Origin of the sequence: Trinickia sp. EG282A, assembly GCF_040965455.1 — a bacterium.
Classification (GTDB): Bacteria; Pseudomonadota; Gammaproteobacteria; order Burkholderiales; family Burkholderiaceae; genus Trinickia; species Trinickia symbiotica.
In genome coordinates, this window is sequence record NZ_JBFRCC010000001.1 from 750,501 (window position 1) to 768,571 (window position 18,071).

The 18,071-nt window shown below is 60.1% G+C and carries 14 protein-coding genes; 12 read left to right on the forward strand and 2 right to left on the reverse strand.

Translation table 11 applies throughout. The features are described 5' to 3' along the window. Window positions 1-51: 51 nt before the first annotated feature. The 11 genes from AB4Y31_RS03415 to AB4Y31_RS03465 all read left to right on the forward strand — a co-directional run bounded on the left by AB4Y31_RS03415 (window position 52) and on the right by AB4Y31_RS03465 (window position 13,914). Window positions 52-1,179: a polysaccharide biosynthesis/export family protein gene (locus AB4Y31_RS03415; RefSeq protein WP_368672713.1), complete on the forward strand. Its 1,128-nt coding sequence runs from the start codon at window positions 52-54 to the stop codon at window positions 1,177-1,179. A 121-nt stretch (window positions 1,180-1,300) separates the two neighbouring features. Next, window positions 1,301-2,383 (forward strand): helix-turn-helix domain-containing protein, encoded by a 1,083-nt coding sequence (locus AB4Y31_RS03420; protein ID WP_368672714.1) that lies wholly within the window; start codon window positions 1,301-1,303, stop codon window positions 2,381-2,383. Then, window positions 2,380-3,717, forward strand: coding sequence for a glycosyltransferase WbuB (locus AB4Y31_RS03425; protein ID WP_368672715.1), 1,338 nt, complete (start codon window positions 2,380-2,382; stop codon window positions 3,715-3,717). Before AB4Y31_RS03420 ends, AB4Y31_RS03425 begins: the two co-directional genes overlap by 4 nt. A 29-nt stretch (window positions 3,718-3,746) precedes the next feature. Continuing rightward, the gene (locus tag AB4Y31_RS03430) at window positions 3,747-5,996 is read left to right on the forward strand and encodes a polysaccharide biosynthesis tyrosine autokinase (protein WP_368672716.1); all 2,250 of its coding nucleotides are present in this window, start codon (window positions 3,747-3,749) and stop codon (window positions 5,994-5,996) included. Between the two features lie 65 nt (window positions 5,997-6,061). Beyond that, on the forward strand, window positions 6,062-6,499 hold the full coding sequence (locus tag AB4Y31_RS03435) for a hypothetical protein (RefSeq protein WP_368672717.1): 438 nt from the start codon (window positions 6,062-6,064) through the stop codon (window positions 6,497-6,499). A gap of 34 nt (window positions 6,500-6,533) precedes the next feature. After that, window positions 6,534-7,799: an oligosaccharide flippase family protein gene (locus tag AB4Y31_RS03440; RefSeq protein WP_368672718.1), complete on the forward strand. Its 1,266-nt coding sequence runs from the start codon at window positions 6,534-6,536 to the stop codon at window positions 7,797-7,799. Beyond that, window positions 7,796-8,869 carry a glycosyltransferase family 4 protein gene (locus AB4Y31_RS03445; RefSeq protein WP_368672719.1) on the forward strand — a complete coding sequence of 358 codons (1,074 nt, stop codon included), beginning with the start codon at window positions 7,796-7,798 and terminating at the stop codon, window positions 8,867-8,869. Before AB4Y31_RS03440 ends, AB4Y31_RS03445 begins: the two co-directional genes overlap by 4 nt. A gap of 287 nt (window positions 8,870-9,156) precedes the next feature. Next, window positions 9,157-10,170 (forward strand): helix-turn-helix domain-containing protein, encoded by a 1,014-nt coding sequence (locus AB4Y31_RS03450; protein WP_368672720.1) that lies wholly within the window; start codon window positions 9,157-9,159, stop codon window positions 10,168-10,170. Window positions 10,171-10,305: 135 nt separating this feature from the next. Further along, a complete protein-coding gene (locus AB4Y31_RS03455; protein WP_368672721.1) occupies window positions 10,306-11,682 on the forward strand; it encodes a sigma 54-interacting transcriptional regulator in 1,377 nt (458 codons plus the stop codon). Window positions 11,683-11,992: 310 nt separating this feature from the next. Further along, window positions 11,993-12,445, forward strand: coding sequence for a response regulator (locus tag AB4Y31_RS03460; RefSeq protein ID WP_368672722.1), 453 nt, complete (start codon window positions 11,993-11,995; stop codon window positions 12,443-12,445). Next, window positions 12,442-13,914 carry a PAS domain-containing protein gene (locus AB4Y31_RS03465; protein WP_368672723.1) on the forward strand — a complete coding sequence of 491 codons (1,473 nt, stop codon included), beginning with the start codon at window positions 12,442-12,444 and terminating at the stop codon, window positions 13,912-13,914. The genes AB4Y31_RS03460 and AB4Y31_RS03465 overlap by 4 nt, the downstream gene beginning before the upstream one ends. A 4-nt stretch (window positions 13,915-13,918) precedes the next feature. On the opposite strand, the gene AB4Y31_RS03470 is transcribed toward AB4Y31_RS03465, so the two are convergent. Continuing rightward, window positions 13,919-14,767, reverse strand: coding sequence for a helix-turn-helix domain-containing protein (locus AB4Y31_RS03470; RefSeq protein ID WP_368672724.1), 849 nt, complete (start codon window positions 14,765-14,767; stop codon window positions 13,919-13,921). A 533-nt stretch (window positions 14,768-15,300) separates the two neighbouring features. On the opposite strand from AB4Y31_RS03470, the gene AB4Y31_RS03475 reads away from it, so the two are divergent. Further along, a complete protein-coding gene (locus tag AB4Y31_RS03475) occupies window positions 15,301-16,527 on the forward strand; it encodes a Bcr/CflA family multidrug efflux MFS transporter (protein WP_368672725.1) in 1,227 nt (408 codons plus the stop codon). Window positions 16,528-16,700: 173 nt separating this feature from the next. Here AB4Y31_RS03475 and AB4Y31_RS03480 read toward each other — a convergent pair whose 3' ends face one another. Then, window positions 16,701-17,846 carry a porin gene (locus AB4Y31_RS03480; protein ID WP_368672726.1) on the reverse strand — a complete coding sequence of 382 codons (1,146 nt, stop codon included), beginning with the start codon at window positions 17,844-17,846 and terminating at the stop codon, window positions 16,701-16,703. Window positions 17,847-18,071: the final 225 nt, after the last annotated feature.

An 18,071-nucleotide genomic window follows, 5' to 3' on the forward strand; every position in this document is an offset into this window, starting at 1 on the left:
TGTCGCGATGCGGCGATACCGGTATGACTGACTGGCTGTGGAGAAGAACCTATGAAGCGTTTGACGATGGCTGGCATTGGATGCGCTGCGCTGCTTTCCGCATGCGGCGTCGCGCCCGGCATGAGGATGACGGACAACCCGACGGTGCTCGTATCGAGTGGCACTGCGCAAACGCCGCCGGTCAATCTTCCCGTGACGATCGAAGACATCACCGTCGATCTGATCAAGGAATTGAACTCGGGAACGAAGAACGGTGAGTCCGATCAGATCCGCTCGCTCGTTGCGCCTGCGCATCCCTATCTGCTGGGCCCGGGCGACGTGCTACAGATCACCGTCTGGGACCACCCGGAGCTCGCGGCAGCAATGGGCGCGCAGCAGCAGACCACCACGCGGCCGTCCGATCCCGGCCAAGGATTCGTCATCGACGAAACCGGCGATCTGCAATTCCCCTACGTTGGCTCCTTTCACGTGGCCGGGCTGACTGTGCAGCAAGTCCAGCAGCGCCTGCGACAACTGCTTTCGATGCCGGGTCGCTACGTGAATCCGCAGGTGACTGTGCGCGTCGAGTCTTACCGCTCCAATCAAGTCTACGTGGACGGGGAGGTGCGCACGCCAGGTGCCGTGCCCATCAACGATGTACCCATGACCGTGTATGAAGCGATCAACCGCGCTGGGGGGTTCACAGCCAATGCGGACGAAAGCCAAGTGAAGCTCGTGCGCAATGGCGTGTCGTATCCGCTCGATCTGGTCGGAATGATCGCGCGCGGGCAGAACCCGGCCGACATCATGCTGAAAAAGGGTGACTTGCTGCGCGTATCGACGCGCTCCGACAACGGAGCGTACGTGCTCGGAGAAGTCAATAAGCCGACGACGGCCGTGCCGACGATCAACGGCGAGCTCACGCTGAGTGAAGCGATTTCGCAAGCAGGCAGCATCAATCCCGCAAGCGCCGATGCGGCTCAGATATTCGTCATTCGGGGTTCTCTCGGCGGAAAGCCGCAGGTCTATCACCTGAATGCACGTTCGCCCGTCGCCATGGTACTCGCGAACCAGTTCACCTTACGGCCGAAGGACATCGTGTACGTGGACGGCAACGGGCTCGTCCGATTCAGCCGCTTCCTCACCTTGCTCCTGCCAGGGATCGACGCAGGGCTGACAGGGGCGGTGTTGGCGAAGTGACCGGCACGGACCCGGGTCGCCGATGGAGGTCGAGCGAGCCCCGGGGGCGGCAGGTTTGATTGATGACGGGAAAAGAGGCCTCTGGGCGCAGCACTACCTGGTTGAAACGTGGGGATCGAATATGGCTTACATCGATGTTGAGACTGCCGGGGCCGACGGGTCGATAGCCTTGGCGCCGAACGTGACGAGGCATAGCAGTCGGATCGGACTGCTGTTGCTCGAGGATTTCTCATTCTTGGCTTTGGCGATGGTCACCGAGGTTTTCCAGGCGGCCAATGAGATCGTCTATACCGAGATGGGCAAGGCACGGCGCTACGACCTTCGTCTGCTATCCCTCGATGGGGGAGACGTCGCCTGCGCTTCTTCGGCGAAGGCATGCACGGATCGGCTCGATCCGCGCGTGGTCGGGGAACTGCATGCGGCTTTCGTCATGGGCAAGGAAGGCGAGAGCAATGCGGCACGCGATCGGCGGCTCATCAAGTTAGTGCGTCTTCTCTATCCGAATACCGCGCCGATGGATCCGTTCGGAGCCGAAACTGCGCTTGGAGCCGCTGGCACCAGGCGGCCGCGCGCGTCCGGGTTCGGTCACCGGATCAGCGTGGAGCGGCATGTCAAGCAGGGGCGCCCTGGCGTCAACGACGATCCCTATCAGGCGATGTGCGCGGCGCTGATACAAGTGAAGCGCGATTGGGGACTCGATGTCGCCATCGCCGTGGCAGAGCGGTTGTCCCCGGGTTTCGGCAGCGAACTCGCTCCACTGCTGAGTCAGGTCAACGGCAAAACGGTTGGCGACAAGGTGCGCGCATCGGCACGCTGGCTCCTTGCTCATTGCGAGCAACCCGTCACCATTGCCGATGCCGCCGAAATCGCGGCCATGAGCGAGCGCAACTTCCTGCGGTGCTTCAAGCGTGAGATGGGCGTCGCACCGTCGGAATTTCTCCTGCAGACGCGGTTGGATTTGACTTGTCACTTGCTGGCGAAGACGAATCTGCCGGTCGACAACATTGCGCGATGCACGGGGATGCGCAACGGCGATCGGCTCGCGAAGATGTTCCGCAAACGCTTCGCCGCCTCGCCGACGGAGTACCGGCTCCGCACTCAACACCGGAGCGAGGACGCCGGAAAGCCGACTCGTTCTCCGCCCATCCGATACGGGCAAAGCTCCCTGCAGAGCTCGCAGGCTGAATTGGAGTGCGAAGAGTGAGCCATGTCGAGAAAGCCGGACGCGTCGACCGCAGGATTCGACGGCGCGCACAAGAACACGCGCACGGGCATGTCGAGAGGGCGAGCGTCGCCACTGCACCGTTGCGCGTTCTCGTCTACAGCTTGAACTATGCACCGGAGCTGACAGGCGTAGGGAAGTATTCGGGCGAACTCGTCGAGTCGCTAATCGAGCACGGCGGCGAAGCGGCGGTTGTTGCTGCGCAACCGTACTACCCGGGGTGGAGGATTTTTGACGGGTTTCGCAATCGATACGCAATCGAGCGCACGAGGCCAGGCGTCACCGTCTACCGATGTCCGCTGTATGTGCCGGCTCGGCCGAGCGGAGGCAAACGTCTCCTTCATCACGCCAGCTTCGTGATGGCCACCTTGCCGATCATGGCGCGCCTTCTCGTCTGGCGGCCCGATGTCATATGGGTGGTCGAGCCCAGCCTGATGTGCGCGCCCATCGCGCTTGCTGCCGCGCGGCTCATCGGCGCGAAATGCTGGCTCCACGTGCAGGATTACGAGGTCGATGCAGCCATCGGGCTCGGGCTCGTGAAATCGACGTGGTTCAAGAGAATGGCGCTCGGTGTCGAGCGGTGGCTGATGCGCCGGTTCGATGTCGTGTCGTCGATTTCCACGAAGATGATCGAGCGTGCAAAGGCGAAAGGGGTGGATCCACGCAAGCTCGTCTCGCTTCCCAATTGGGTCGACATTGCCGAACCCTACAGCCATCGCGGCGATGGTCATGGTGGGCGGTATCGCGAAGAGCTGGGCATTGCCGCCGGAACGAAGGTGTGTCTCTACGCCGGCAACATGGGCCAGAAGCAAGGCCTCGAAGTGATGGCAGACGCGGCCCGGCGTCTCGCGCGGCGCACGGACATTCGATTCGTGTTTTGCGGTGAAGGCTCGGGACGGCAAAGCTTGGTCGAACGCTGCGCGGGATTGCCGAACGTGACGTTTCTGCCGTTGCAGCCCGCTCATCACTTGTCGGAATTGCTCCATTCGGCCGACGTCCATCTTTTGCCGCAGCGCGCCGACGTGGCTGATCTCGTGATGCCTTCGAAGCTGGCCGGAATGCTGGCCAGCGGCCGGCCGATCGTCGCGATCGCGGAGAAAGGAACGGAGGTCGGTACCGTGGCATCGCAATGCGGCGTCGCTGTGGCGCCAGGCGACCTGGAGTCGTTTGCCGCGGCGATCGAAGCGATGATCGACGAACCGGAGCTTGCGAGCCGGTGCGGCATGCAAGGGCGTCAGTACGCGATGGCGAATCTCGATCGCCGGCGTGTGATGGAGCGTTTCGTGAGTTCTCTCGTGCAGTTGTGCAGCACCTGAGAGCAAGCGCTGTCTATTTAGGAAAAGCGATGAAACCACTAGATCAGCCAAAGAGCAATTTTTTGCAACCCGAGGAAGATGGGGTCTCCATCACGGACTACGTCGATTTCCTGATCGGCGCCCGCTGGTCGATTCTGATTTCAGTCATTGTCGCCTTGCTATTCGGTACGGCGTATACGATGCTCGCTAAACCGGTGTATCGAGCGGATCTGCTGCTGCAGGTCGAAAAATCTTCTTCGGATTCGGCGAAGAGTTTGCTCGGCGACCTCTCTTCGCTCTTCGATATCAAGACCGAGGCGGTGACCGAGATCGAGATCTTGCGATCTAGGCTCGTGGTGTCGCGAGCAGTCGATGCGGTTCACTTGTACTACAGTGCCGAGCCTCGGCATTTTCCTGTGCTCGGTACGTTCATCGCGTCGAGGGCCAAAGGTTTGTCGAACCCCGGCATTCTAGGATGGGGAGGCTTCGCGTGGGGGCGGGAAAAGATCGACGTCGGCGCGTTTGACGTTCCGGAAAGCCTTTACGGCAAACGGTTCGATCTTGAATACCTCGGGCACGACGTCTATCAGCTCACGATCCCGGGGAGCGAGCATGCGTTCCAAGGCAGTGTCGGCGCGCTCGAAACATTTCATCTTCCCGCCGGCGACATTTCCCTGAAAGTCGCGTCCATCACGGCCAAGCCTGGCATTCGCTTTACGTTGATGCGTACATCGCGGCTGCAAGCGATCGAGCAATTGCAGGATCGGCTCAACATCTTCGAGAAGACCACCCAATCGGGGGTAATCGAAGTGACACTCGATTGCGCGCAGCGTCTTCAGTGCAGGGACCTCCTTCATGCGCTCGGCAAGGCTTACATCGGACAGAATATCGAGCGCAAGGTCGCCGACGCCGAGCAGTCCCTGGCATTTCTGAACGAGCAGTTGCCTGCGCTGAAGAAGCAGCTCGAGGACTCCGAGGAAAGGTACACGCGCTTCCGGGACGAGCACGGAACGATCGACCTCAGCGCAGAAGGACAACAGATGCTTCAGCAGTCCTCGGGGGTCCGTGAGCGATTGCTGGACCTGCGCGTCCAAAGACAAGATCTGTTGACTCGCTTTTCGGCAACGCATCCGACCGTGCTTGCATTGGACGAACAAATCAACGCGCTCGAAGCGTCCGCCGGGCAATCAGAGGAAGCAATCAGGCAGTTGCCCGACGTCGAGCGGCAGGCGGTCGGGCTGATGCGCGACGTTCAGGTGAACACAGAACTTTATACGGGGCTTTTGAACAACGCCCAGCAGTTGAGAGTCATCAAAGCCGGCAAGACCGGTACGGTGCGCCTTGTCGACGATGCCGCCGCGCCGGAGTTGCCGGTCGAGCCGAAAGCGCGGCTCATCATCGGCTTCTCTCTGATTGCAGGGATCGTGTTGGGTGTGGTCGCCGCACTCATACGGAAATTCTTCGTGGGAGGCCTGTCGGATCCACACGAAATCGAGCAGCTTACCGGGCTCAACGTGATGGTGACCGTTCCGTACAGCGCGCCTCAGGAAGCGCTTTCGAACGAATCGCGGCTCAGTGGCGCACCACTGAGCCTGCTCGTCGATCGCGAGCCGCACGACCCCGCGATCGAGAGTTTGCGCAGCTTGCGCACGGCTTTGCAGTTCGCGATGCTCGGTGCCCGAAACAATGTCGTGATGTTGGCGGGCCCCATCTCCGGCGTTGGCAAATCATTCATTTCGGCGAACCTCGCCGAGGTTTTGGCTGCGGCTGGCAAGAAAGTGTTGCTGATCGATGGCGATCTGCATAGAGGTAACCTGAACGAGTACCTGCAGGTGGCGCGTGAGGGCGGCCTATCCGAATGGATTGACGGGAAAATGACTATCGAAGAGGTCACGAGGCGTGACATCGGGAGTGGCTTCGATTTCATCGCGACGGGCGCTTTGCCGCCGAATCCCTCGGAGCTCGTCTTGTCGCCGGCGCTACGCGCCGGGCTCGAGACAGTCGGGAAGCGCTACGACATCGTGCTCATCGATTCGCCGCCGGTTCTGCCTGTGTCGGACGCGCAGGCGCTCGGCGCGCTTGCGGGCACGGTCTTCATCGTCACGCGCGCCGAGGTCAACCGGCTCGGCGAAATTGAAGAGTCGACCAGGCGCCTCGCGCTCGCGGGAGTCGGTGTGAAAGGAGTCGTTCTGAACGGCATCAAGCTCAATACGAGCCATCGCACCTACGGCTCCCGATACAGCCGTTTTCGGCACGATCAGTACGCTTACTACATCTATCGGAACCAGAGCAAGGTTTGAATGAGGGCGTGGAGGCGTCTTCGATGCTTCCCGCGGTGTAGCAGGCCTACCGTTACGAGGTCTCCATGACGAAGCTGTTATTGCCCGTCTGTTGCGTACTGGTCGTTCATGCTGCTTGCTGTTCGGCAGCGGATTCATCACCTTATTCGGGCGCTCATGGCGACGCATTTGCATACGGCGGCACGGGTTACACCGAGATCGATCGTTCGACCAATCCGGGGCTCGTCAATCCACGCAAGGGAAGCGCGATTCGCAACGACATGTGGCAACGCCGCCATGGCGCGGCAGCGGGTGCGACGCCTCGGACGGAGCAAAACCTGCTCGCACCGTCGATACCGGACGGTAGCCGGCACCTCGTGCCGTCGCTCGCAAATCTGTCCGTCGAACACGCGCCGCCGATGCCGACCAAACCCTTCCGCGCTGCGCGCAAAGTCAATAAGCCCGTATCGCTGCGCGGATGCGGCCGTTACCCGACGAGCGTTTGTCCCGCGAACTTACGCTGAATCGACACGAGACCAACGCGAATCGCTCTAATCCATGCAGCTAACCAACTTATTGCGGTCGATCGGGTTGCCGCAAGTCTCTGTGCGAGCCGGCTTTGGCGCCAGCGCCGCGACCTGGGTGCTTTTGCAGCAGGCATTCGTGCGTGCGCTCGTTGCGGCGAAATTCCTGCTGCTCGGACGCATTCTCGGGCCCGCGGCGATCGGTAGCATCGGCGTGGCGCTGCTTGCCATCGCGATCGCGGAGTCGCTCTCGGATACCGGGCTCGCGCAGGCGATCGTGCAAGGGCGAAACGAGCCTACGCGAGCAGAGCTCGGTGCGGTCCTGACGACGCTCGCGACGCGCGGCCTATGCATCGCGCTTTGCCTCTTCTTGGTCGCTCCGGTTATGGCAAGTGCGTTTCATCTCGGCGGGGCGCTCATGCTGTTGCAACTTGCGGCTCTGCCGCCGCTGATTCGAGGTCTGGCATCGCCGGCTTACTTCGTCACGCAACGCGAGCGGCGCTTTGCGCAGGTCGCCGGCGTCGAAGTATCTGTAGCGCTCCTGGATTGCTGCTCGAGCATCGGTATGGCTTTGGGTGGCATAGGGGCCTATTCGGCGCTGGTCGGCGCGATCGCCGGTGAGACGTTGAAGACAACGCTGACGTGGACGACGATGACCCCGAGACCACAGATTCGTCTCTCGTGGTCTGGCATCGGACATTACATCCGCTTTAGTCGTTGGATCTGGGCGTCCAGTGTAGTCAGTCTGCTCCTCAACCAGTTCGACAAGGTTATCGTGGCAAGGCTGCTCGGGCCGTCGGAGCTTGGCGCATATCAAATGTCGTCGAGGCTCGCCCAGATGCTGCTTGCGGACGCTGCGATCGCCATGTCGCAATATCTTTTCCCGACGTTTTCCGCAAATCATCGGCGCGATCCAGGAAAGGCGGCGCTCCTGGTCAAGCGATATCTTGCGCTCGCAACCGTTGGATTGGCGGCGATCGTCCTGCTATTGCGTGCGTTCGCTGCACCGTTCTTATCGTTGTTGCTCGGCCAATCGTGGTTGGTTGCTGTTCCGCTCTTCAGGATCTTTGTTGTCAATATGTCTATTGGCGCTCTGATTGCGGTACTGGTAGCGTACCTGCGCGCGGTAGGCGATGCGAAGGCGGCAACACACGGTTCGCTGCTTCAGGTCATCGTGCTTGCCGTGACGGTGCCGATCGCGACAAAGCATTATGGCGTAGTGGGGCTTGCGTGGTCGATGACGGCAGGTTTGGGCGGCGCAGCGGCGCTGATGCTCTATCGGCTCATGAAGAGGTCATGATGCGAATACTTCATCTCGTGCTGGCGCCGCGATTGTCAGGCGCTGAAGTGCTGGTAAAAGACCTTGCTGCATATCAGCGCCGTCAAGGGCACCCAGTCTGGGTCACCTCGCTCTTGCCCGAACAGGAGGACTTCACCCCACTGCGCGCAGCCCTCGATAACGACGGCGTAGTGTGCCGGTTTCCACGGCGACGATATCCTCTGCTAGGAAAGCTATGGCATCTCTTCAGAGTCGCTCGGCGCTTTCGACCCGACGTGGTCTTTGCGCATGCGACTATTCCGTCGTTTTATGCGCGCGCTCTCCCGATCGCTGTTCCGATCGTGTTTGTCATGCATTCGGCCACGAACGATTTCGCGTATCCGGTATTCCGCGGGGTAGAGCGAATCTTGCGCCGACGCGCGCGCGCGGTGATCGGCGTCTCGCAGGCGAACGTCGACGACTATATCGCGGCAGTCGGCGCTCATCCTGTGATGTCGGTCATTCCGAACGGCGTGGACGTCTCGCGCTTTTCAACTGTGGGCCGCCCACAGGGGGGTAAGGCTTCGGCTCACGTGGTGCAGGTCGGACGTTATACAGCGGTCAAGAACCAACTGCAAACCGTGCGCGCGTTTAGAGAAGTGCTGACGGAAGTGCCGACGGCTCGCCTCGGGTTGTATGGCGTCATCGAAGATCCGGCCTACCACCAATCGGTGATCGAGCTTACGCACGAACTGGGCATTGCGGATCGAGTGACCATCGAAGGCCCGCGTTCGGATATCCCGCACCTGCTGTCGGAAGCCAATGTATTCGCCATGCCATCGCTCTCAGAAGCGCACAGCATTGCGTTTATCGAAGCGCTCGCATCCGGGGTCCCTATCGTTGCGAATGCGATTCCTTCGTTTGTGTTCGCGAAGCGGCTGAAAAACGTCCAACTGATCGAAGCGAACGACACGATGGCCTTTGCACGCGCGCTCGTCGTGGCGCTACGGCAGGAGAGAGCTGAACGCCGGCTCCATGGTTTGACGCTCGCCGATACCGCGGACCAGTACGGATCGATCGCGTCGAGGGTAGTGTATGGGCGAGGCGCCTGATGTAGGGCTGCAGGTGAAGCACGTCAATGTCGCCGGAATTAGACAGACAGGGTTGTATATTTCGGCGGCCACGATTTTTGGCGAATATTACATATATATAATCGCTCGTTTGTTGTTGACAATTGGAAAGAATTTCCGGATTTTGCCCTGATGCGGATGAGATTGACTCACGCAAATTCTGCCAACAAAACCTACCGTTCCGACAAAACCCCTGTGGGCGGAAAAAGATATAGGTAGACTTATGACGCGGTGCGGAACGTCGACTTGCCAGCCATAACGAGGGGTTTATGACTTCAAGTAAGAGCGAAAGCCAGCCAACAGTGAAGTACGCGTACCAACCCGTCGCCGAGCAACAAGACATCGGGAACCGTTTCACGGCGAACTTCGGCAGCGGCCTGCGTGTCGCTATTCTCGTGCATGATGAGTTTCCATTGATTGACGTCGCGCAAACTTTGGCGAGGACCTGTGAGCGGTTTGGCGTCGGAAAGGAGCAGGCCACCCATTGCCAAAACGGGAGCATTACAGTTGTCTCCGGCCACGCCGGTTTCGTTTTTCGGGAAAATTCCTCGATGCCGGTATGGTCTGTCGCCGTTAGCGATGTCGACCCGGCCGATTTCGATGCAATCGTCGTGCCCCAGCCATTTCCCGATTCGGCCACTTGCGACGCGGAAATTCTTTCATGGCTCGCGGACGCTGACGGAAAGAGTGAGATCATCCCGCTTTTTTTGCAAGCCGGAGCGGTAATGGTGCCGGGCTTTCCCGGCTTACCTGGAGCCTCGAGTGCGCTGGATCACGCTGGCGCCGAACGCAACAGGCGAGCAGCGAAGAGCCGGCAGATCGCTTCAGAAACGGAGCGCAGCACGCATCAAACGGCATTGAAGGCTTCAATCGCGTTGCGTATGCGAACCCTCGCGGTCTCCGCTGGACAACCCGAAATTTCCGGTCTTAGCGAGAGGATCGAGACTGCCGTTCAGTGGCTGAAAGAGCACTACGGCGAACGTGTATCCATATCGGAGATGGCCAAGCTGGCGTTGATGAGCGAGCGGAATTTCCAGCGCCGATTCAGGAGTGAAGTCGGGATGACCCCCCACGAGTATCTCTCGAAGGTCCGATTGGAGAGCGCCAGGTCTTTGTTGGACAATACCGCGCTGCCGATGGACAAAATTGCGCGTCACTGTGGCCTCTTTAACGGCGATCATTTGCGCAAGCAATTTTTGAAAAGGTTTGGCATAACACCGGCGGAATACCGTTCGACGCGAGTCAGTATCATGCGGTCGGCCGCTGACATGGGTGTCGATTAATTTTCGGTTGACTTTTTGAAAGAAACAATCCGAATCAATCGGCTGGAAACGATTCTCAGGGCTGCGCACCGACTTCGCGAGACGTAACGCTCGCTACGAGTCGTGCAAGCGGGCCCGTCCACTGACGAGCGAAAGATGAAAGGCGCTGACCAAATTGGCGAACTCGATATCTATGTACTGGGAGGGGACGTCGACCTCGCCGACCGTGTTGCGCGCTACCTGAACGGTGTCGACATCAACATCATTCCGACCGACGAGCTGACGATCCCGGCGACGGCAAGTCCGTCGCGCGCATCACTGGCGATGATAAGCACCACCGTGATCGACGGATCCGCTGCGGCAATCGGCGAATGCCAGCGCGCCATCTCGATGCCGATCATCTGGATCGGCGAAGTGCCACGGGGGCCAGGTCAGCTTTTGCCGCAAGACTTCCATGCATTGCCGCTCGATTTTTCACGCGCGGGGCTACGCACCATGGTCGCGAATCTCGCGGTGCGATTGCAGGCGAGTGCCACCCGAGCGACTGACGCCGGTGCGATGGTGGCACAGTCCGAATGTATGCGGGCACTGCTTCGTGAAGTCGACATGGTTGCCGATTTCAATACGAGTGTCCTGATCCGCGGCGAGACGGGGGTCGGAAAGGAGCGCATTGCGCAGTTGCTGCATCAGAAGCACTCGCGTCGCTGCATAGGATCGTTCGTGCCTGTCAACTGTGGCGCGGTTCCTGATGGCCTCTTCGAATCGCTTTTTTTCGGCCACGCGAAAGGAGCGTTTACGGGCGCGGTGGGTACGCACAAGGGCTATTTCGAACGAGCCCACGGCGGCACATTGTTTCTCGACGAGATCGGCGATCTGCCGCTCCATCAGCAGGTGAAGCTTTTGCGAGTGCTGGAGGATGGCGCGGTGACGAGGGTCGGCGCCGGGACGCCGGTGCAGGTGGACCTTCGTGTTCTCGCGGCGACCAACAAGGACCTTCCTTACCTCGTGAGGGACGGCGCATTTCGGGCCGATCTTTACTATCGGCTCGCCGTCATCGAGTTGCATGTTCCGTCGCTCGAGGAGCGGGGCGAGATCGACAAGATCGCCATCTTCAAGTCGGTCATCGCCGCGATGCTGGGTGACGAACTGCGTGCGGCGCTGCCAGACGTGCCGCAGTGGCTGTGCACCGCGATCTCGCAGATGCGATTTCCCGGCAACGTGCGAGAGCTCCGTAACCTGGCCGAGAGAGTCGGGGTCACGGTGATGCAGACTCGGGCCTGGGACGCCCCGCGGTTACGCAGTCTGCTCGCGAACGCGCAGAGAATACAGGCTACATTGGCGGAACGGATATCCGAATCAGCCATGGGGCGAAACAGGTTGGACATGGCCGATCGGAGCCGCGTGCTCGAAGCGCTGGCAACGAACGGGTGGCGGCGCCAGGAAACGGCACAGTATTTGGGGATCAGTCGGAAGGTCTTGTGGGAAAAGATGCGCAAGTATCGGATCTTCGATAACGAGCGAATCAGCGCATAACCCGGCGCGATGTTGGGCAGCATCAACGTCAGCGATATCAGTTGTTTTTTCTTCTTGTCGAGCCGATGTCGCCGTCTATACTGCAATTCATTTCTCAGTCATTTTTTTCTTGTCGGCTCGGGTTTCGCTTGCCATTGCGGCTAGACGACACGCTCAGTCGGTTTGCAGCTGCGCGCATACTTTTTGGAGCTTCATTCTTCAAAGTCGTGTTTGTTGGCACACGTGTGCGGGAAGCCGAAGTCAAGCGCTTTGCCTTGCCGAGAGCTCCCGTTGGGAAAGCCTTCAATCCCACGATGCGAAGGGACGGTGCATGGTGATCGACATGTCGCGCAGCCTCGTAGACATTCTTCTGGTGGAGGACAGCCCCTCGGATGCGATGATGACGCGCGAGGCGTTGCTCGAGTACCGAGTTTTGAATCCGCTCCATGTCGCCGAAGACGGAGTGGCCGCGATGCGCTATTTGAAGCAACGAGGGCCGGACGGCTTAGCACATCGACCAGGACTCATCATTCTCGATCTGAATCTGCCAAAAATGAGTGGTCGGGAAGTGCTTCAGGAATTGAAACGCGATCCCGCGTTGAGCGATATCCCGGTCGTGGTCTTGACGACATCCAAAGCGGAGGAAGATGTTCTGAGGTCATACGGTCTCCACGCGAATTGCTATATCACCAAGCCAGTCGACTTCGAAAAATTTACGGAAGTGGTGCGCAGCATCAGCGACTTCTGGTTCAGCGTGGTTACCCTTCCTCCGGTCAAGCCATGAACTCACCCGACGCGGAAGTTCAGGTTCTCCTCGTCGAAGACAGTCCGACAGATGCTTGGCTCATCGAGGATGCGCTCTCCGAAGTTTCGGCATTCAAGCTTCGCTTGCTGAGGGCCGAGCGGCTGTCGGAGGCTGCGGCCCAGTTGCGCGCGGCACGAGTCGATGTCGTGCTCCTCGACCTGGGCTTGCCCGACGCGCAAGGGCTGGATACATTTCGCGCATTTCATCGGCAGGCCCCCGATCTACCGGTGCTCGTGCTCACTGGGCTCGACGACATGTCCGTCGGCTTGCTGGCGATACACGAGGGGGCGCAGGATTATCTGCTCAAGCGGGACATCGAACCGTCGTTACTGAGGCGCGCCATTCACTACGCCATAGAGCGGCACAGTGCGGCTGCGGCACTCGCGGCGAGCGAGGAGCGATTTCAGCTTGCCGTACGAGGGGCAACCGCGGGCCTGTGGGACTGGAATCTGCAATCGGACGAAATCTATTTTTCGCCTCAATTCAAGGCGATTCTGGGATATGGAGATCATGAGCTACCCAATGAGAGGCGGGCGCATCTCGATGCGATTCATCCGGACGACACCGGCAAGGTCAGGGAGGCCTTGAACGCGCATCTAAAGCACCGGCGACCCTTCGACGTGGAATATCGTGTGTCGACCCGGTCGGGTCAATTCCGCTGGGTACAATCCCGCGGGCAGGCGCTTTGGGACCTTGCCGGCAAGCCCTATCGCATGGTGAGCTGGGTGATCGACATCAGCGATCGCAAACGAAACGAGGAGGCGTTGCGAACATCTCGCGAAGAACTGAAGCGATTGTCGGGGCACACGCAACAGGTCAGAGAAGAGGAAAAGGCCCGCATTGCCAGAGAACTCCATGACGACCTGGGGCAACAACTGACCGCGCTAAAAATGGCGGTGACGCTGCTAGAGCAAGATCTCGACGTCGAAGCGTCGATACGATCCTCGGTGGGCTTGCGCGGCATCTATACATTGATCGATGGTTTGATCGACTCGGTGCGGAGAATCTCGGCCGACCTGCGCCCGGCGATGCTCGACGATCTCGGGTTGATTCCGACCATCGAATGGCTGATCAAGGAGTTTTCGATACGCTCGGGCATGCGCGTAACCAGCCGCTTCGATGTTGCCGGCATGGCATTCAGCCGCGAAAGTAGGATCGAGGTCTTCCGCATCGTCCAGGAGTCGCTGACCAACGTTGCGCGACATTCGGGCGCAACTGAAGTCGTCGTCGCGATCGAGCACGACAGCCGGTACTGCATCGTGCGGATCAGCGACAATGGCCGTGGTGCCGCGCGCGACGCAAGTCCGAGCCGACATTCGCTCGGCTTGCTCGGACTGCGTGAACGAGCTGCCCGGTTGAATGGCGAAATCCGGATTCGAACGGCGCCGGGCGCGGGTTTCTCGTTGACCGCCATTCTGCCTCTCGAAGCATTGGTCGCCGAGAATTAAGTAACTACAGGAGGTCAGGTCTTTCGGACTTCGTCGCGCGGTACTTGGCGGGAGAAATACCGAAATACTTGAGGAATTGCTTTCTCAGATGATCGCCATTGAAAAATCCGCAGTGACGGGCGATCTTGTCGACTGGCAGGTTCGTATGCAGAAGAAGTTGCCTTGCACTCTCCAACCGAATCGACGACAAGTATTGGCTCGGGGTTTGCCCCACCTCGGCCTTGAATCGCCTCAGAAAATTGCGTTCGCTCATCGATGCGCGTTGCGCGAGCGCTGAGACTGAGATGCGCTCCGCATAATGCTCATTCAACCATTGAATGGAGGCCTCGATTCTTTCGCTGAGCTGAGGAGTCTTGTGGTGAACCGGCCGATCGCCTTCAGTCAGGGCCGGGCGCCCGGCGAGGAACTTCTTCGCGTCCGGGGCGAGCTCGATAATCTTTACGTCGGGGCCTGCCTGCGCGAGCCAGTCATGCACGCTGGAGAGCTCCGCTGTTTTCTCAAATGCGGGCCGCTGTCCGATCACGATCATCTCGAACTCGCTCGGCGTCGCACTTTCCAGCGCTTCCGCCCAAACGGGTATCGACCAATCGCCGCACGAGACGAAGCCTGTACGGCTCGACAATATCTGGATGTTCAGCCGGCATCCGTCCTCGGCGAATTGCCCGTTTTCAGTGAAGAGTGCACAAGCTTTCGTAAGCATATCGACGATATGCGTCATGGAGCAGCCGTCGCAAATGAGTATTGCGACACGATGGTTGCTGTTGGAGCATTCATCGATTCCAGCGGTCATGCCAACCTTATTGTTGTCTGGTTCACATTTGCGGTGACCAGCTCCATTCACGGCCCACAGCATTTCATTGGTCCCTCGCCAAAAAACCACGCCAGCGTTTAGTTCGATTCTAACGGTGCGAGAGGCAAAATTCATAATTTACAGCCTTGGGTGTGCGCCTTGTCTGAATCGTAGGTTTCGTTGGCGGATTTGACGCGAACCTGCTTACGCTCGGCCGTCAGAGGCTTGACGCGCAAACGTTTCCTCGTCCCTTTCAGAAAGCGTGGTGTTTCTGGTTTAACTTTCTGCTTTTGGCGATATCGAGCAGTGATTCGCCTTCATCCGGCTCCGTTTTGAGATTCAAAAAAACATCGGACGAAATCCGCTCGTAGTTGGTTTGGCTATTGTCGATCGCCGTCGCAGGCGGTCATGCAGGCGACCGTTAGGCTCGTGGGACCGACGCGGCGCGTGCTTGCCGGTGAACGGACCGGCTCATCCGGCTCGCGTAGAATCAGCCTTTCGATTTGCTTCCCGGTTCATTGGACCCGGTTCCGATTGCGGCTCGGAGCCGAAGAACTTTCATTGACGGGCCTCCGCATTTTTTTCGAGCATCTTGAATGATCCCTACAGATAGGCGCACGCCGGATATCCGGCTGATCATCCTGCTTGGCGCGCTCGCCGCTTGCGGCCCGATCGCCGTCGACATGTATCTGCCCAGCCTGCCATCGATCGCGCGCGTGTTCAGCGTTCCGGACGCGGCTGCCCAGGCAACGCTCACGAGCTTCATGGCCGGTTTCTCGCTCGGCATGCTGCTCTATGGGCCGCTCTCGGATCGCTTCGGCCGGCGGCCGGTGCTGCTCGTCGGCCTTGCGCTCTTTCTGATCGCGAGCATCGTCTGCGCGAGCGCGGGCTCGATCCAACTGCTCGTCGGCGTGCGCTTCGTGCAAGCGCTCGGGGCCGGCGCCGCTTCGGTGATGGCACGCGCGATCGCGCGCGACGTGCACGAACCACGCGACGCCGCCCGCGTCCTATCGATGATCGCCATCGTGACAAGTCTCGGTCCGCTGTTCGCGCCGCTGATCGGCGGCCAATTGCTGCTGCTCGGCGGCTGGCGCGCCGTCTTCGTCGTGCTCGCGGGCTTCGGCGCGCTTTGCGCGGCGCTTGCATTCACGCGCGTGCGCGAGTCATGGCCGGCGCAAAAACGCGCGGGCGTCGATGTATGGGCGTCGTTCGCGATCTACGGGCGGCTCGTCACCGATCCCGTCGCGCTCGGCTACATGCTTTGCGGCGGCATGGCGTTCGGCTCGATGTTCGCCTACATCACGGCGACACCGTTCGTCTATATCGACTACTTCCACGTCCGGCCGCAGCACTATGGGTTTCTGTTCGGACTCAACATCGTCGGCATCATGATCGGCAACTTCCTCAATACGCGATTGATCGGGCGCTTCGGATCGCTGCGGCTCGTGGCCGGCGCTTCGCTCGTCAGTTGCATCGCTTCGTTCGCCGTGGCGGTTGCGTGCCTGACGGGGTGGGGGGGCTTGTGGTCGATCGTCGCGTCGCTGTTCTTCGTCGTCGGCGTCGTGGGCGTGCTGACAGCCAATTGCACCACCGATCTCATGCATCGCTATCCGAAGAACGCGGGAGCCGCCGCGGCCGTGTTCGGCGCCGCGCAGCTGGTGCTGGGCGCGCTGGCGAGCCTCGTGGTCGGTGTCCTGCAGAATGGCACGCCGAAGGGGCTGGGCATCACGATTCTGGCGACGGGCGTGCTTTGCTACGTCGGGCGGACGATCGTCATGCGCTGGCACGCGTTGCCGGCGCATGGGACGGCGGTGCCACGCTAGCTGACCGTTGACCTTTCCTCGCTGTGCCTCGGGCCTCTCACTCGATCGATAGCCGATAAAAAAAGCGCCGCGTGAAGCGGCGCTTTCGGAGGGTACTGCGCATCTCGTCGAGTCCCGGCAGGGCCGAAGCCCTGCCGTCCGGCGAGTTCTTTTTGCTGTTGTTCCGTTGCTGCTTAGAACTTGTGGCGGATGGCCACGCGGGCCGATACCTGGTTCGAGTTCGTGCTCGCGCCGCCGGCGAAGAGCCCGGAGTAGATGTCCGCCGTGACGCCGCCGCTCATCGCATGCTGGTAGCTGCCCAGCAGGTAGACATCGGTACGCTTCGACAGCGCGTAGTCGGCGACCGCATTGACCTGGCCATACTTCGGCCGTTGGCCCGTCCCGTGGTCCTTGCCGTTCGTGAACGTATAACCGGCACCGAGCGTTGCCGCAGGCGTCAGGCTGTACTGACCCCACAGTTCATAGCTGTTGAACCAGACCGTGTTGCCACCCACGCCCTTCGCGTTGTCGAACCGAACGTTCGAGAAGTTGCCGCCGACGAGCAGGGGTCCGACGTTGTAGGTCGCGCCAGCGCTGATGACTTGCATGTTGCTCGGCGACCCGACGAGACCCCAGATGCCGTCCGTCGGGGCCGCGGCCAGCGACGGCGGCGTCGTGTTACCCAGGAAGTTGCCGTCGTTGAACTGCACCGCCGGGTCCTTGGCGTAGAAATAGCCCGCGCCCACATAGAGAGGACCCGTGGAGAAGCTCAGGCCGCCGCCGACCGTGCTTTGGCTGCTGAAAGAGCCGGCCTGGCCGCCGAAGGCGTACATGGCCTCGGCTTGCAAGCCGTAGACCTTCGGCGAAACGTACTTGACGGCGTTGTTGATACGGAAGCCGTTGTCGGTGTTGTCGATGTCAGCCGGGTGCGAGAAGAGGGCGCCCCACTGACCGTTGAACGTCGTCGCCTGGGCCATATCGACGACCGGGTCGTATTGGCGACCCAAGGTCAATGTACCGTACGAATCGTTGGTCAAACCGACGTAAGCCTGACGACCGAATTCGCGGCTGTGTTGAGCGAGCGTGCCGTTCGCCGGGTGGAAGCCGTTTTCCAACTGGAAGATGGCCTTCGTGCCGCCGCCCAGGTCTTCAACGCCCTTCAAGCCCCACCGGCTGCCCTGCACGATCCCATCTTGCATCTGCCACTGCGAGTGGCCACCGGTGTTGTTGACGTAGGTGATGCCGATGTCGATGACGCCGTAGAGCGTCACGCTGTTTTGGGCAAACGCCGGTGCCGCGACAGCGCTCGTCACTGCGAGAGCAATTAGCGATTTCTTCATTAAAGAGGTCTCCGAGACGATTGAACTGCAAAGTGAGCACCCGGGGTGTTGAGTGCAGCGGACACGCTCGTCTCATGAACGAGTGGTCCCCGCCGCGGGTCCAGGCAGTCTCGGGGATACTAGGCAGTCGTAATCCGCCGCCTCATTGGTGTAAATACTAGTTGCTACAAATTATTGCGATAGCAGCAAAAGAGTATTTCAGTGCGTGCCTTTGCGAAAGCCGCA